The 14,071-nt window shown below is 65.9% G+C and carries 13 protein-coding genes; 9 read left to right on the forward strand and 4 right to left on the reverse strand.

The genetic code is table 11. The features are described 5' to 3' along the window. The coding region (locus LT948_RS33385) for a hypothetical protein (protein ID WP_442964592.1) at window positions 1–90 on the forward strand (90 nt) is incomplete at its 5' end. Window positions 91–169: 79 nt separating this feature from the next. Beyond that, window positions 170–652 (forward strand): transcriptional regulator, encoded by a 483-nt coding sequence (locus tag LT948_RS24275; protein ID WP_223309047.1) that lies wholly within the window; start codon window positions 170–172, stop codon window positions 650–652. A gap of 65 nt (window positions 653–717) precedes the next feature. Here the strand turns inward: LT948_RS24275 and LT948_RS24280 are convergent, their stop codons facing one another. Then, window positions 718–2,670 carry a sigma-54-dependent Fis family transcriptional regulator gene (locus LT948_RS24280; protein WP_033995509.1) on the reverse strand — a complete coding sequence of 651 codons (1,953 nt, stop codon included), beginning with the start codon at window positions 2,668–2,670 and terminating at the stop codon, window positions 718–720. 238 nt (window positions 2,671–2,908) lie between these two features. Here LT948_RS24280 and LT948_RS24285 point away from each other — a divergent pair, with 238 nt between their 5' ends. The 7 genes from LT948_RS24285 to LT948_RS24315 all read left to right on the forward strand — a co-directional run bounded on the left by LT948_RS24285 (window position 2,909) and on the right by LT948_RS24315 (window position 10,033). Continuing rightward, window positions 2,909–3,922, forward strand: coding sequence for a phosphotransferase family protein (locus LT948_RS24285; RefSeq protein WP_373459747.1), 1,014 nt, complete (start codon window positions 2,909–2,911; stop codon window positions 3,920–3,922). Then, a complete protein-coding gene (locus LT948_RS24290) occupies window positions 3,919–4,275 on the forward strand; it encodes a DUF6285 domain-containing protein (protein WP_003089151.1) in 357 nt (118 codons plus the stop codon). Before LT948_RS24285 ends, LT948_RS24290 begins: the two co-directional genes overlap by 4 nt. Before the next feature lie 50 nt (window positions 4,276–4,325). Beyond that, window positions 4,326–5,498 (forward strand): acyl-CoA dehydrogenase family protein, encoded by a 1,173-nt coding sequence (locus LT948_RS24295; protein ID WP_003132040.1) that lies wholly within the window; start codon window positions 4,326–4,328, stop codon window positions 5,496–5,498. Then, window positions 5,498–6,265, forward strand: a complete 768-nt coding sequence (locus tag LT948_RS24300) for an SDR family NAD(P)-dependent oxidoreductase (RefSeq protein ID WP_003132039.1) — start codon at window positions 5,498–5,500, stop codon at window positions 6,263–6,265. The genes LT948_RS24295 and LT948_RS24300 overlap by 1 nt, the downstream gene beginning before the upstream one ends. An 86-nt stretch (window positions 6,266–6,351) precedes the next feature. After that, window positions 6,352–7,998 carry a long-chain-fatty-acid--CoA ligase gene (locus tag LT948_RS24305; protein WP_073657028.1) on the forward strand — a complete coding sequence of 549 codons (1,647 nt, stop codon included), beginning with the start codon at window positions 6,352–6,354 and terminating at the stop codon, window positions 7,996–7,998. A 56-nt stretch (window positions 7,999–8,054) separates the two neighbouring features. After that, window positions 8,055–8,378, forward strand: coding sequence for a DUF485 domain-containing protein (locus LT948_RS24310; RefSeq protein WP_015502944.1), 324 nt, complete (start codon window positions 8,055–8,057; stop codon window positions 8,376–8,378). Beyond that, window positions 8,375–10,033 carry a cation acetate symporter gene (locus tag LT948_RS24315; protein ID WP_003089159.1) on the forward strand — a complete coding sequence of 553 codons (1,659 nt, stop codon included), beginning with the start codon at window positions 8,375–8,377 and terminating at the stop codon, window positions 10,031–10,033. The genes LT948_RS24310 and LT948_RS24315 overlap by 4 nt, the downstream gene beginning before the upstream one ends. Before the next feature lie 303 nt (window positions 10,034–10,336). Here LT948_RS24315 and LT948_RS24320 read toward each other — a convergent pair whose 3' ends face one another. From LT948_RS24320 to LT948_RS24330, 3 genes are all read right to left on the reverse strand, one after another. Next, window positions 10,337–11,257 (reverse strand): NAD(P)-binding domain-containing protein, encoded by a 921-nt coding sequence (locus tag LT948_RS24320; RefSeq protein ID WP_073657027.1) that lies wholly within the window; start codon window positions 11,255–11,257, stop codon window positions 10,337–10,339. An 88-nt stretch (window positions 11,258–11,345) separates the two neighbouring features. Beyond that, window positions 11,346–12,599: an aspartate aminotransferase family protein gene (locus tag LT948_RS24325; protein WP_003089166.1), complete on the reverse strand. Its 1,254-nt coding sequence runs from the start codon at window positions 12,597–12,599 to the stop codon at window positions 11,346–11,348. A gap of 45 nt (window positions 12,600–12,644) precedes the next feature. Further along, window positions 12,645–14,069 carry a gamma-aminobutyraldehyde dehydrogenase gene (locus LT948_RS24330; RefSeq protein WP_016253450.1) on the reverse strand — a complete coding sequence of 475 codons (1,425 nt, stop codon included), beginning with the start codon at window positions 14,067–14,069 and terminating at the stop codon, window positions 12,645–12,647. Window positions 14,070–14,071: the final 2 nt, after the last annotated feature.

Here is a 14,071-nt window from a genome sequence, read left to right on the forward strand (position 1 = left end):
CCGGGGCAGACCTTCGCCCTGTTCGATTCGGCCAATGACGAATGGCTGGAGTGGACGCCCAGGATCGCCCTGAAGAGCGGGGCCCGTTGATGTCGCATCGCACCGCGGCAGCATGAATCCATTCGATCAACCCAGAAGGAGAACGCCGATGTCCAGGCGCTTGCTTTTCGTGGCCACCCTGGTCGCGACCCTTTCCCTTGCCGCTCATGCCGACGAACCCCTGCCATCGGTCGAGCAGGTGATGAACGAGCACAAGGAAAAGATCAGGAACCAGCTGGAAACCATCAACTACAAGCGCAAACGGATGGTCGAGGCAAACATGGCGCTGGACGGCACCGAAGCCGAGACGTTCTGGCCGATCTATTCACGCTACCGAGGCGAGACGGACAGCCTGCACAAGGAGACATTCCAGCTCCTGCTCGAATATGCCCGCGCCTATGGTTCCGGCAGCATTACCGACGCGGAAGCTTCGAGGATGGTCGACCTCTATCGGGGATTGCAGGAGAAACAGCTGGCCGTGCTGCACCGGTACGTGCAGGAAGTGGCCGAGAAGATGTCACCCCGGCGGGCCATGCGTTTCCTGCAGATCGAAGCGCAACTGGACGCGCTGGAGGCGTTGCAGATCGGCAAGCAGGTTCCGCTGATCAATTGAGTTTTCACGGCGCCGGCCGCGTCATGCCTGGGCGAGTTCTGCATCGCCCAGGCGCATCGTTTTGCTCAGCGTGCCGAACGAAGCCGCCGCCACAGCGTGGTCCGGCTGATCCCGAGCCGACGCGCAGCCTCGTCAAGGCTGCCCTGGCAGCTGTCCAGCGTCTCCTGTATGTAGCGCAACTGCGCGGTTTTGCCGATGGCGTGCAAATCCTTTGTGCGCGATGGCTCTTTCCGGGACCTGGGCTGAGGCTGGCCTTCGAATAGCTCGGGCAGCACGCGAGCCAGGTAATGCTCATCCACGCCGTGCTCATGGAAGATTTCGCTGGCGGAGAGCATCGCCCGTTCGATGACATTCTCCAGTTCCCTGACGTTTCCGGGCCAGGAATGGCGGACGAGGTAGGGTAGCAGGAGCGTCGTTATGCCTGCGGCACCCGGTGGCTGGCCCTGGACCAGCAGGCGCTGGCTGATTCCCTGGCAAATCAGAGGAATGTCCTCGGGCCGCTCGCGCAGGGGCGTGGTCTGCAAGCGCAGGATATTCAGCCGGTAATACAGGTCGGTGCGAAACTCGCGATCCTTCATGGCGGCCCCCAGGTCCTTGTGGGTGGCGGCGACGATGCGCACGTCGATGGAGATCGGCTCGGTGCCGCCCAGGCGCAAGACCTCTCGCTCCTGCAATACACGAAGGAGGCGAGTCTGCAGCGACACAGGCATGTCGCCGATCTCGTCGAGGAACAGCGTGCCACGGTGCGCCGCCTCGAACAGGCCGGGCTTGCCGCCTTTGCGCGAACCGCTGAAGGCGCCTTCCTCGTAGCCGAACAGTTCGCTTTCCAGTAGCGACTCGGGAAACGCCGCGCAGTTGATGGCGACGAAAGGCCCGTGCCGGCGAGGGCTCTCGTTATGGATCCCTTGGGCGAGCAGTTCCTTGCCGGTGCCGCTTTCGCCAGTGATCAGGATGGTCGAATGGCTGGCGGCAAAGCGCTTGGCCAGTTGCAACATCTCACGGTTGGCCTTGCTCGCGCCGTTGAGTTGTTCGAGCCGGTAACGCGCGGTGAAGGCACCTGGACGGCGAGTGGAGCGGATGCGTTGATCCGCGCGCTGCACGGCGGTGATGTCCTGGCAGGTGAGCACCAGGCCGGTACGCTCGCCATTCTCCAGGATCGGCAGGAGATTGCTGACCACGGCGTGCGAGCCCAGCCGGATCACCCGGTTTTCCTCGCCACCGCCATCCTCTAGCGCCTGTTGCAGGTCAAGCTCCGGGCATAGCTGCTGTAACGGTCGCCCCAGAGCCGAGCTGACCGGCAACTCCAGCAACTGGGCAAGGGCAGGGTTGAGCGATTGCACCACACCCTGGTTGTCGACCGCTGCCACACCGCTTGGAATGTGTTGCAGCACCGCGTCCAGATGCCGCCGCTTGGCGATCTCCAGGCGCTGGCTGTCGAGGACTCCCATGGCTTCCTCGAGCGCCTTGCGCGCAGTGTCTTCGCTCAGCGACAGCACGCCGTGCAGGCCTGCCTGTTCCGCCAGCTCCACCACCGTCGACGAACCGATGATGCTGCGGCAACCCAGCCGGGCTACCTCCAGGACAGCCTGGCGAGCCTCTTCCAGGGTGGTGTAGGCAACCTGGTGAACCTGCACCGTGAACAGCGTTCGCATGGCTTGCAGGTCCCGGTCGATGCGGTTGTAGCTGAGCAGGGCGACATGGGAGGAGTGTTCGCGGGCTTGCTCCAGCGCACGCAACAGGTCTCCGCCGCCAACGCGCATCGTCAGAACCGGACGTGCCAGGTGTCTACGCAGGTAGGCGGCAGTGGCGCCAGCGCAGACGAACACGTCGACCTTGCCGCGCTGTTCGAGATCGCGGGCGGTTTGCAGGGCTTCGGATACCGAGGTGTCGAGCACCTCGATATGGACGTCCGGGTAGCCCGCCGCCAGGCCGGCCACCAGGCTGGCGAGGCGACTGCGCTGCCGAGGTCGTTGAAGGTGACTGACCAGCACGACGACCTGGGAAAGGGGAGGACGCATGTCGAAACCTGTTCAGGATTGAATTGTTTCGATACTGAATCAGTTCGTTGCAAAAGTGAAACCAAGATTGCTTCGTCGAGCGCCATGGAAAAGCCTGGCGCCAGAGAGCGCGCGGGTTACAGGCATATCCCGAAAATTGGCCCAGGCGTTGCTAAAGCTGTCTGACAACATGACTACAGGCAGGCCCTACAACCCCATGAGCACTCCTCCTACGACCGTACGGGACGGCGAGACATTCGTGGCCCCGGACGACCAGTGGCTGGTCGAGTTCATCCGCGAGTACGCCGCAGCGAAGCGGGTGGTCATCCAGGCACGCCAGCGCCTGAGCGGCGGCGCCATCCAGGAAAACTGGCTGCTGGACCTGCTGATCGAAGGCGGCCCCTGGGCTGGCGCCCGGCGTTGGGTGCTGCGCAGCGATGCGCTTTCCGCGCTACCCGCCAGCCTGGACCGCGAACAGGAGTTCGCGGTGCTGCAAGTGGTTCATCAGGCCGGTGTGAAAGTACCGCGCCCGCTGTGGCTGTGCCGCGATATGCGCGTGCATGGGCGGGTGTTCTTCCTGATGGAGTACGTGCCGGGTGTCGCCGCCGGTCGCTTGCTCAGCGCCGGCGCCGGCACCCAGGGCCGGGCGCAGCTGGCGGCGCAGCTTGGCGCCAACCTGGCGCGCCTGCATCAGGTTCGCCCGCCGTGCGCCGCGCTGGATTTCCTGCCGATGCCAACCCGCTCACCGGCCTTGGCGACCATCGACGCCTATCGCCACTACCTCGACACCCTCGCCGATGCCTATCCGGTGCTGGAGTGGGGCCTGCGCTGGTGCGAGCTGTACGCACCGCACAACGGCACCCTGTGTCTGTTGCACCGTGACTACCGCACCGGCAACTACCTGGCCAGCGAACAGGGACTCGAAGCCGTACTCGACTGGGAGTTCACCGGCTGGGGCGACCCTTGCGAGGACCTAGGCTGGTTCACCGCCCGCTGCTGGCGCTTCACCCGCCCAGACCTCGAGGCCGGCGGTATCGGCCAACTGGAGGACTTCCTGGGGGGCTACCACGAGGTGTCTCCGCTGCGTATCGAGCGCAGCCAACTGCACTACTGGCAGGTCATGGCCACCCTGCGCTGGGCGGTGATCGCCCTGCAGCAAGGCCAGCGCCACCTGTCCGGCGAAGAGCCGTCCATTGAGCTGGCACTGACCGCACGACTGCTGCCGGAGCTTGAGCTCGACATCCTGCACATGACCGGAGCCGAAGCGCCATGACCCAGCCCGATGCCCATGAACTGCTCGACATCGCTCGCTCGACGCTTCTGGAGCAACTGCTGCCAGCGCTGCCCGGCGAGCTGCGTTACCCGGCCCTGATGATCGCCAATGCCATGGCCATCGCAGCCCGCGAAAGCCGCCTGGGGGCTCTGGCCGAGGACCAGGAGCGGACACGTCTGGCCGCCTTGGTCGACGAGGCGCCCGCAGCCTTGCCCGACCTGCGCCGCCAACTGGCACGGGCCATTCGCCTGGGCAGCCATGACGCCCCGCAAAACCATAGAACCCTGGTCGAGACATTGCGCCAGGTCACCCTCGCCCGATTGGCCATCAGCAATCCCAAGGCCTTGCCCTGAACGGCGTCAGCCATCTCATTCCCGACAGACAAGCACCCAGAAGGACAACCATGAACTTCACCCTCCCGGACGAACTGCTCGCCTTGCAGGCCAAGACCCGAGACTTCATCGCCGAACAGGTCATCCCGCTCGAGAACGACCCCCGCCAGGACAGCCACGGCCCCAGCGACGCCCTGCGCCAGGATCTGGTGGCCCGCGCCCGCGCGGCCGGCTTGCTGACGCCCCACGCCAGCCGCGAAATGGGTGGCCTGGCGCTGAGCCACGTGGCCAAGGCGATCGTCTTCGAAGAGGCCGGCTACTCGCCGCTGGGCCCGGTGGCGCTGAACATCCATGCCCCGGACGAAGGCAACATCCACCTGATGGACGTGGTCGCCACCGAGGCGCAGAAAGACCGCTGGTTGCGCCCGCTGGTCCAGGGCCATGCCCGTTCCTGCTTCGCCATGACCGAGCCTGCGCCAGGCTCAGGCTCGGACCCCTCGATGCTGCGCACCACCGCCACCCGCGATGGCGACGACTACCTGATCAATGGCCGCAAGTGGCTGATCACCGGCGCAGAAGGCGCTGACTTCGGCATCGTCATGGCGCGCATGGAGGATGGTACGGCGACCATGTTCCTGACCGACATGAAGCGTGACGGCATCACCCATGAGCGCCAGTTGGACTCGCTGGACAGCTGCTTCACCGGTGGCCACGGGCAGCTGCGTTTCGACAACCTGCGTATTCCGGCGAGCGATGTGCTCGGCGAGATCGGCAAGGGCTTCCGCTATGCCCAGGTGCGCCTCGCGCCCGCGCGCTTGACCCACTGCATGCGCTGGCTCGGCGCCGCGCGTCGCGCCCACGACATCGCCTGCGACTATGCGCGCACCCGCGACGCCTTCGGCAAGCCGCTGGGCGAGCACCAGGGTGTGGGCTTCATGCTGGCCGACAACATGATGGACCTGCACGTGGTGCGACTGGCGGTGTGGCACTGTGCCTGGGTGCTCGACCAGGGCCGGCGGGCGAATGTCGACTCCAGCATGGCCAAGGTGATCAGCGCCGAGGCGCTGTGGCGGGTGGTCGACCGTTGCGTCCAGGTACTGGGCGGGCGCGGGGTGACCGGAGACACCGTGGTGGAGCGGATCTTCCGCGACATTCGTCCGTTCCGCATCTATGACGGCCCGAGCGAGGTGCACCGCATGAGCCTGGCGAAGAAACTGCTCGACCAGCGCCTGGAGGCCCGCTGATGCAGCCGAACCTGACCCGACTGTTCGCCCTCGACGGGCGCCGCGCCCTGGTGACCGGAGCCTCCAGCGGCCTGGGCCGCCACTTCGCCATGACCCTGGCCGCCGCAGGCGCCGAGGTGGTGGTGACTGCCAGGCGCCAGGCGCCGCTGCAGGCACTGGTGGAGGCCATCGAGGTGGCGGGAGGGCGGGCGCAGGCCTTTGCCCTCGATGTGACCTGCCGTGAGGATATCTGCCGGGTGCTCGATGCCACCGGCCCGCTGGATGTGCTGGTCAACAATGCGGGGGTGAGCGACAGCCAGCCCTTGCTGGCCTGCGACGATCAAAGCTGGGACCGCGTGCTCGACACCAACCTCAAGGGCGCCTGGGCGGTGGCCCAGGAAAGCGCCCGGCGCATGGTCGCGGCGGGGAAGGGCGGCAGCCTGATCAATGTCACTTCGATCCTCGCCAGCCGTGTGGCCGGTGCCGTCGGCCCTTACCTGGCGGCCAAGGCCGGCCTGGCCCACCTGACCCGCGCCATGGCGCTGGAGCTGGCACGCCATGGCATCCGGGTGAATGCCCTGGCGCCCGGCTACGTGATGACCGACCTGAACGAGGCCTTCCTGGCCAGCGAGGCCGGCGACAAGTTGCGCTCGCGTATCCCCAGCCGCCGCTTCAGCGTGCCGGCGGACCTGGACGGCGCCTTGCTGCTGCTCGCCAGCGATGCCGGGCGGGCCATGAGCGGCGCCGAGATCGTGGTCGATGGCGGCCACCTGTGCAGCAGCCTGTAACGCGCCCTGGCGCAATAACAACAAGAACAGGAGGTATGTATGTGCGTGCAAGACCCGAGCAATGTGTCGATGAGGTGGCTGCCATGATGGTTCCTACCCTCGAGCACGAGCTTGCTCCCAACGAAGCCAACCATGTCCCGCTGTCGCCGCTGTCGTTCCTCAAGCGTGCCGCGCAGGTGTACCCGCAGCGCGATGCGGTGGTCTATGGCGCAAGGCGCTACAGCTACCGCCAGTTGCACGAGCGCAGTTGCGCCCTGGCCAGTGCCCTGGAGCGGGTCGGCGTACAAGCGGGCGAGCGGGTGGCGATACTGGCGCCGAATATCCCGGAAATGCTCGAGGCCCACTATGGCGTACCCGGTGCCGGGGCGGTGCTGGTATGCATCAACATCCGCCTGGAGGCACGCAGCATCGCCTTCATCCTGCGCCACTGCGCGGCCAGGGTGCTGATCTGCGACCGTGAGTTCGGTGCCGTGGCCCAGCAGGCGCTGGCCATGCTCGATGCGCCGCCCTTGCTGGTGGGCATCGACGATGATCAGGCCGAGCGCGCCGACCTCGCCCACGACCTGGACTATAAGGCGTTTCTGGCCCAGGGCGACCCCGGGCGGCCGCTGAGTGCGCCGCAGAACGAATGGCAGTCGATCGCCATCAACTACACCTCCGGCACCACGGGGGATCCCAAGGGCGTGGTCCTGCATCACCGAGGCGCCTACCTGAACGCCTGCGCCGGCGCGCTGATCTTCCAGTTGGGGCCGCGCAGCGTCTACCTGTGGACCTTGCCGATGTTCCACTGCAACGGCTGGAGCCATACCTGGGCGGTGACGCTGTCCGGTGGCACGCACGTGTGCCTGCGCAAGGTCCAGCCAGATGCGATCCACGCCGCCATTGCCGAGCATGCGGTGACCCACCTGAGCGCCGCGCCGGTGGTGATGTCGATGCTGATCCATGCCGAGCATGCCAGCGTCCCTGCCGTGCCGGTATCGGTGATCACCGGCGGCGCCGCGCCGCCCAGCGCGGTCATCGCCGCCATGGAAGCACGCGGCTTCAGGATCACCCACGCCTACGGCATGACCGAAAGCTACGGCCCCAGCACCCTGTGCCTGTGGCAGCCGGGGGTCGACGAATTGCCGCTGGAGGCCCGGGCCCAGTTCATGAGCCGCCAGGGCGTCGCCCACCCGATGCTCGAGGAGGCCACGGTGCTGGATACCGACACCGGCCGTCCGGTCCCGGCCGACGGCCGCACCCTTGGCGAACTGGTAGTGCGGGGCAACACCGTGATGAAAGGCTACCTGCACAACCCCGAGGCCACCCGCGCCGCGTTGGCCGACGGCTGGCTGCACACCGGCGACCTGGCCGTGCTGCACCCGGACGGCTACGTGGAAATCAAGGACCGGGCCAAGGACATCATCATTTCCGGCGGCGAGAACATCAGCTCGCTGGAGATCGAGGAAGTGCTCTACCAGCACCCCGAGGTGGTCGAGGCCGCGGTGGTGGCGCGCCCGGATTCGCGCTGGGGCGAGACACCCCACGCGTTCGTCGCCTTGCGGGCGGATGCCTTACCCAGAACCACGGGTGACGATCTGGTCCGCTGGTGCCGCGAGCGCCTGGCGCACTTCAAGGCGCCGCGGCATGTGACGCTTACCGAACTGCCCAAGACCGCCACCGGCAAGATCCAGAAGTTCGTCCTGCGCGAGTGGGCCCGGCAGGAGGAGGAGGCCGGCGACGCCGGCCGCTGATGGCGCTGCCGCACCCGCACATTCCATAACAATAACTAGGTTGCCCGAGGTGTCCCATGTCCAGCCTGCTATACGCGCGTATCCGCGCCAGTGCCCGGTTCCAGCAACTGGTGGCGCGCCGAAACCGTTTCACCCTGAGCCTGCTTCTGCTGATCCTGGCCACGTTCCACGGCTACATCGCGCTGGTATCGTTCTGCCCCGAGCTGATTGCCAGGCGTCTGGCGCAGGGCTCGAACATGACCTTCGGGGTCGCGGCCGGCGTGTTCCTGTTCGTGTTCTTCTGTGCCTTGTCGGCGCTCTATGTGTACCGCGCCAACGGCGAATTCGATCGCCTGACCCAGGCTCTGGTCGCTGGGCTGGAAGAGGAGCGGGGCGCATGAAGAAGCTCCTTCCCCTGGCGTTGTCGCTGCACTCCGGCCTGCTGTCGGCCTCGCCCGCGTTGGACGCTGGCCAGCGCCAGCCGCTCAACCTGCATGCCATCGGCATGTTCATGGTGTTCGTGCTGTTCACCCTGTGCATCACCTGGTGGGCGGCGCGACGGACCCATTCGACGGCGGATTTCTATAGCGCCGGAGGCGGTATCCGGGGCTGGCAGAACGGCCTGGCGCTGGCCGGCGACTACATGTCCGCCTCCACGCTGCTGGGAATCACCGCGCTCATCTACAGCTCCGGGATGGATGGCTACATCTATCTCATCGCCTTCTTCGCGGGCTGGCCGGTACTGCTGCTATTGATGACCGAGCGGCTGCGCAACCTGGGCCGCTTCACCTTCGCCGACATCACCTCGTACCGTCTCGACCAGGGCAAGGTGCGCACCATGGCCGCCATCGGATCGCTGACCGTGGTGTGTTTCTACCTGGTGGCGCAGATGGTCGGGGCCGGGCAGTTGATCAGGCTGCTGTTCGGCCTGGACTACCAGATCGCCCTGGTGATCGTCGGTGCGCTGATGATGCTGTATGTGACCTTCGGCGGTATGGTGGCAACCACCTGGGTGCAGATCGTCAAGGCATTCCTGCTGCTGGTCGGCGGCTCGCTGGTGCTGTTCCTGGCGATGCGCGAATTCGACTTCAGCTATGACAGGCTGGTCAGCCAGGCGATGGATAGCCATGCCCTGGGCGAACGCCTGCTGGCCCCTGGTGGCTTGCTGGCCGACCCGTTGACCGCGCTATCGCTGAGCCTGGGGCTGGTGTTCGGCACCGCCGGGCTGCCGCACATCCTGATGCGTTTCTTCACCGTCGGCGATGCCCGGGAGGCGCGCAAGTCGGTGCTCTACGCCACCGGGTTCATCGGCTACTTCTTCAATGTCATTTTCCTGCTGGGCCTGGCGTCGATCGTGATCGTCAGCCAGCAGCCCCGGTTCTTCGAGGGCGGGGAAGCGGGAGGCAAGCTGCTGGGCGGGGGCAACATGGTGGTCATGCACCTGGCCCAGGCAGTGGGAGGCAACCTGCTGCTGGGCTTCCTCTCCGCCGTGACCTTCGCCACCATCCTGGCCGTGGTGTCAGGCCTGGCCCTGGCCGGGGCGTCCGCTATCGCCCATGACCTGTATGCGCGGGTGATCATGAAGGGCGCGGCCAGCGAGGCGCAGGAGCTGCGGGTAACCAAGCTGGCAACCCTGGGCCTTGGCTTGGTGGCGATAGCCCTGGGCATCGTGTTCGAGAACATCAACGTGGCCTTCATGGTCGCCCTGGCCTTTGGCATCGCCGCTTCGGCCAACTTCCCGGTGCTGTTCCTGTCGATGTTCTGGTCGGGGCTGACCACCCGTGGCGCGTTGGCCGGTGGCTACGTCGGGTTGTTCAGCGCCATGGGCTTCGTGGTTTTCTCCAGGCTGGTGTGGGTGGATGTGTTGCACTTCGCCGAGCCGCTGTTCCCCTATACCCAGCCTGCGCTGTTCTCCATGCCGTTGGCGTTCCTGGTGGCGTATGGCGTTTCCCGCCTGGACCGGACCACGCGGGCCATGGCGGAAAGGGAAGCCTTCGCCGACCAGTACGTACGAGGCCAGACCGGCCTTGGCGCCAGCGGAGCCATAGACCACTGAGGCGCACACGGTCGCTGTCGAACGGGTGGCAGCGACCGCATGGCAGGCTTTGAGGCTGTCTGTCGCCCGAGGCCTGGCTAGTGCCCCCGGAAGATGTCTCCGATACCGACGGTGGGGTAGTGCTCCATGCGCTGAGCCGTCCCGCGGTTGACGACGGAAGGCTTCGAAAACAGTGCACTCAGGAAGATGACCAGTACAAGGACAGCCAGTAGAAAACCGAATCGGCGCATATGATTCTCCAGCGATTTTTTATAGTTGTTGTCTTCGGGCGCTATCCACGAGGACCTTAGAAGCGCAGCGCAGTCACTGTCCCGCCGCGCTTGCGGTGTCGCATTCGCGGGCGAACAGGTGGGTGACGGCTACGATGTCCTGGTCGCCATAGCCCATGGCTGCCGCGCGTTGCACGGCCTGGCACAGCGCGTCGAAGACCGGCGTCCAGGCCCCTTGTGTGTGCAGGGCTCCGGCGATATGGGCGAAGGCCTGGGCATGCACATCGAGCCTCGCCTGATCGCCTGCGAAATCCTGCGCTTCCAGCCGACGGACCGCTTCCTCGAGTGCATCGGCGACGAAAAAGCGCGACGTGTCGAGCATGAGCCGAGCGGTCTTCGAAGGCGGCAGGCCGAAGTGGACACCAGCCCCCACGGCCTCGAAGAAAGCCACCATCGCGGCAAACGCATGCGCGTGGAGCACGGTGGCGAAGGCCAATGCTTCGTCCCAGGGGAGGAACGTCGTATGACCGGCAAGCCCCTCAAGCAGCGCCCGATGCCGTTCGAAGGCCTCAGGATCACCGGTATGAATGCTGTGGCTTTCGCGACGACCAACATTGCGCGGGTAGGCCACGATCATCCCTTTGACGTAATGGCCGCCCGCGCGGTTGACGAGACTCTGAAGCGCCAGGCCCTCGTCCCGGGCGTTGGTCGTGTAATCGACGAGCGTACGGTTGGCCAGTGCCTGCATCACACCTGGCATCCCGAGCACCTCGTGGGTCGCCTGGTTGTCCAGGAGCACGAAGATCGTGGCCGGGCTTGCAGCCAGCGCGGCTTCGGCGCTCTCGCACAGGTGAGCGTCAGCGGCGACGAGCGCCGCGGCCTTGCCGGGTGAGCGGTTCCAGATCGCCACGCGCCTGCCTTGCCTGAGCAACGCTTGGGCCATGATGGTTCCCATGGCTCCGAGCCCGATCACGGACACTTCGAACTCGACGCTTTCATCATTGTGTTCACGCACGCTCGAGGTCTCCTGATTATTGTTCTGGCTGATGTCCAACAGGTCTCCGGCCTGCGCTTCAACACAGGCCGAAGGGTGACCCTGGCAGCTATTCGCCCAGCGCTGCCGCGACCGATTCGCCGAAGGCCCTGAGGCCGTCTTCGAGTTGGTCGGTCGGAGTGTTCAGCGGTGGCATCAGCTTGATGATTTCGCCATTCGGGCCGCAGCGGTCGACCAGCACGCCCGCTTGCAGCACGCGCTGCTGGGCGTCCTTGGCGACCTCGACGTTGCCGCGGCCGAAATCGATGCCGGCGATCATGCCGCGACAACGCGCGGACGCGACGCCTGGAATTTCCGCAAAGCCGGCAACCGCGCGCTCCATGGCCGCGCAGTTGTCGGCCAGCAATTTCAGGAACTGCTCATCGTGCCAATAGCTGAGCGCGATGCGGGCGGTCAGGAACGCCAACTGGTTGCCGCGGAAGGTGCCGATGTGATCGCCCGGTTGCCATACATCCAGCCCGGCACGAAGCAACACGATCGCCATCGGCAGGCCGAAGCCGCCGATCGATTTGGCGCAGGTGATCAGGTCCGGCACCACCCCGGAGCGCTCGAAGCCGAAGAAGTCGCCGGTGCGGCCGCAACCGGCCTGGATCTCGTCGCAGATAAGCAGCACGCCGTGGTCGGTGGTCCACTTGCGCAAGCGTTGCAGCCATTGGTTGGAAGCCGGGTAGACGCCGGCCTGGATCTGCACCGACTCGACGATCACCGCCGCCGGCAGCTCCGAGCCGCTGCCCTGGTCGTTGGCCAGGCGCTCGAGGAAGCCAATGCTGTCGAATTCGCCATAGGGGCTGTCTTCGTAGGGCACGAACACCACGTCGGTGGAAAGCCCGGGGCCACGGCGAGTGCGGTTGCCGGTGACGGCCAGGGCGCCGGCGGTCATGCCGTGGTAAGCCCCGTAGAACGATACGACCTTGGTACGCCCGGTCGCCTTGCGCGCCAGCTTCAACGCCGCCTCGACGGCGTCGGCACCGGTCGGGCCGGTGAACTGGACCTTGTAGTCCCAGCCGCGTGGCTTGAACAGGTCGCGCTCGATCGCTTCCAGGAACTGGCGCTTGGTGGTGGTGTGCAGGTCGAGGGCGTGGGTCACGCCGTTGGCCGACAGATACGCGATCAGCGCATCGCGCATGCGCGGGTCGTTGTGGCCATAGTTCAGGGCGCCGGCGCCGGCGAAGAAGTCCAGGTATTCGCGGCCATCTTCGCCGCGGATCCTGCTGCCTTGGGCGGTATCGAACACCAGGGGCAAGTCGCGGCAGTACATCCGCACGTTGGACTCGAGCCTTTCGAACGTCTCGATGTTGTTCATGCAAACCTCTTGAAAAATGATCTGGGTAGTCCGGGGTGTGGGCGGTCAGTGCTTGAACATCACGTGGCGCACCACGGTGTAGTCTTCCAGGCCGTACATCGACAGGTCCTTGCCGTAGCCGGACAGCTTGACCCCGCCGTGGGGCATTTCGCTGACCAGCATGAAGTGGGTGTTGACCCAGGTGCAGCCGTATTGCAGGCGGGCGGCCAGGCGATGAGCGCGCCCCACATCGGCGGTCCATACCGAAGACGCCAGGCCGTAATCGGAGTCGTTCGCCCAAGCCAGCGCCTGGGCTTCATCCTCGAACGACGAGACGGTCACCACCGGGCCGAAGATCTCGCGGCGCACCACCTCATCCTCCTGCGTAGCGCCGGCCAGGACCGTCGGCTCGAAGAAGAAGCCGGCACCCTCGGCGCGCTTGCCGCCGGTGACCACTTCGATGTGCGGCAACTCCCTGGCCCGGTTCACGAACCCCTCGACACGCTCCAGATGCTCCTTGGTGATCAGCGGTCCCATCTCGGTCGCCGGATCGTCCGGCAGCCCGCACCGGATGCTGGATACGGCCTCGCCGAGCTTGCGAACGAACTCCTGGTAGACCCCTTTGTGCACATAGAGGCGGCACGCGGCGGTACAGTCCTGGCCGGCGTTGTAGAAGCCGAAGGCGCGGATGCCTTCGACGGCGGCGTCGATGTCGGCATCGTCGAAGATCAGTACAGGAGCCTTGCCCCCCAACTCCATGTGCATGCGTTTCACGCTCTCGGCCGTACCTTCGATGATCCGGCTGCCGGTGCGCACGGAGCCGGTCAGCGACACCATGCGCACCTGGGCATGGCTGGTCAGCGGCTCACCCACCGAGGCACCTCGACCGTGGACGATGTTGACCACGCCGGCGGGGAAGATCTCGGCAAGCAGCTCGCCCAGTTTCAAGGTACTCAGCGGCGTGTGCTCCGACGGTTTCAGCACCACGGTGTTGCCGCCGGCCAATGCCGGGCCGAGTTTCCACGCTGCCATCAACAACGGATAGTTCCACGGCGCGATGGAGGCGACCACGCCTACCGCGTCGCGGCGGATCATCGAGGTATGCCCCGCGACGTACTCTCCCGCCGCCGAGCCCTGCAGGCAGCGCACGGCGCCGGCAAAGAAACGGAACACGTCCGACACGGCGGGCAGTTCGTCCAGCAGCACGGCGTTGAAAGGCTTGCCGCAGTTGTCCGCCTCCAGGCGAGCGAACACGTGCGCCTGGGCATCGATGCGCTCGGCAAGCTTGAGCAGCAGGGCCGCGCGATCCTTGGGCGGCGTTTGCGACCAGGCGTCGAAGGCCGCATCCGCGCTCTGCACCGCGGCATGGACCTGGGCGCCGCTGGCCTCGGTAATTCGCACCAGGACGTTGCCCTGGGACGGGTTGTACACCGCGTGGCTCTCGCCTTCGCCGGCCACCAGGGCACCATTGATCAGAAGTTTGGTTTGCATAT

Source organism: Pseudomonas sp. CP-1 (genome assembly GCF_021213715.1).
GTDB classification, from domain to species: Bacteria; Pseudomonadota; Gammaproteobacteria; order Pseudomonadales; family Pseudomonadaceae; genus Pseudomonas; species Pseudomonas aeruginosa.

Coding starts and splice junctions, on each gene's coding strand:
- LT948_RS24280 (WP_033995509.1), bottom strand. CDS start 2,670: ATGCGTCCTCCCCTTTCCCAGGTCGTCGTGCTGGTCAGTCACCTTCAA.
- LT948_RS24290 (WP_003089151.1), top strand. CDS start 3,919: ATGACCCAGCCCGATGCCCATGAACTGCTCGACATCGCTCGCTCGACG.
- LT948_RS24295 (WP_003132040.1), top strand. CDS start 4,326: ATGAACTTCACCCTCCCGGACGAACTGCTCGCCTTGCAGGCCAAGACC.
- LT948_RS24300 (WP_003132039.1), top strand. CDS start 5,498: ATGCAGCCGAACCTGACCCGACTGTTCGCCCTCGACGGGCGCCGCGCC.
- LT948_RS24305 (WP_073657028.1), top strand. CDS start 6,352: ATGGTTCCTACCCTCGAGCACGAGCTTGCTCCCAACGAAGCCAACCAT.
- LT948_RS24310 (WP_015502944.1), top strand. CDS start 8,055: ATGTCCAGCCTGCTATACGCGCGTATCCGCGCCAGTGCCCGGTTCCAG.
- LT948_RS24315 (WP_003089159.1), top strand. CDS start 8,375: ATGAAGAAGCTCCTTCCCCTGGCGTTGTCGCTGCACTCCGGCCTGCTG.
- LT948_RS24325 (WP_003089166.1), bottom strand. CDS start 12,599: ATGAACAACATCGAGACGTTCGAAAGGCTCGAGTCCAACGTGCGGATG.
- LT948_RS24330 (WP_016253450.1), bottom strand. CDS start 14,069: ATGCAAACCAAACTTCTGATCAATGGTGCCCTGGTGGCCGGCGAAGGC.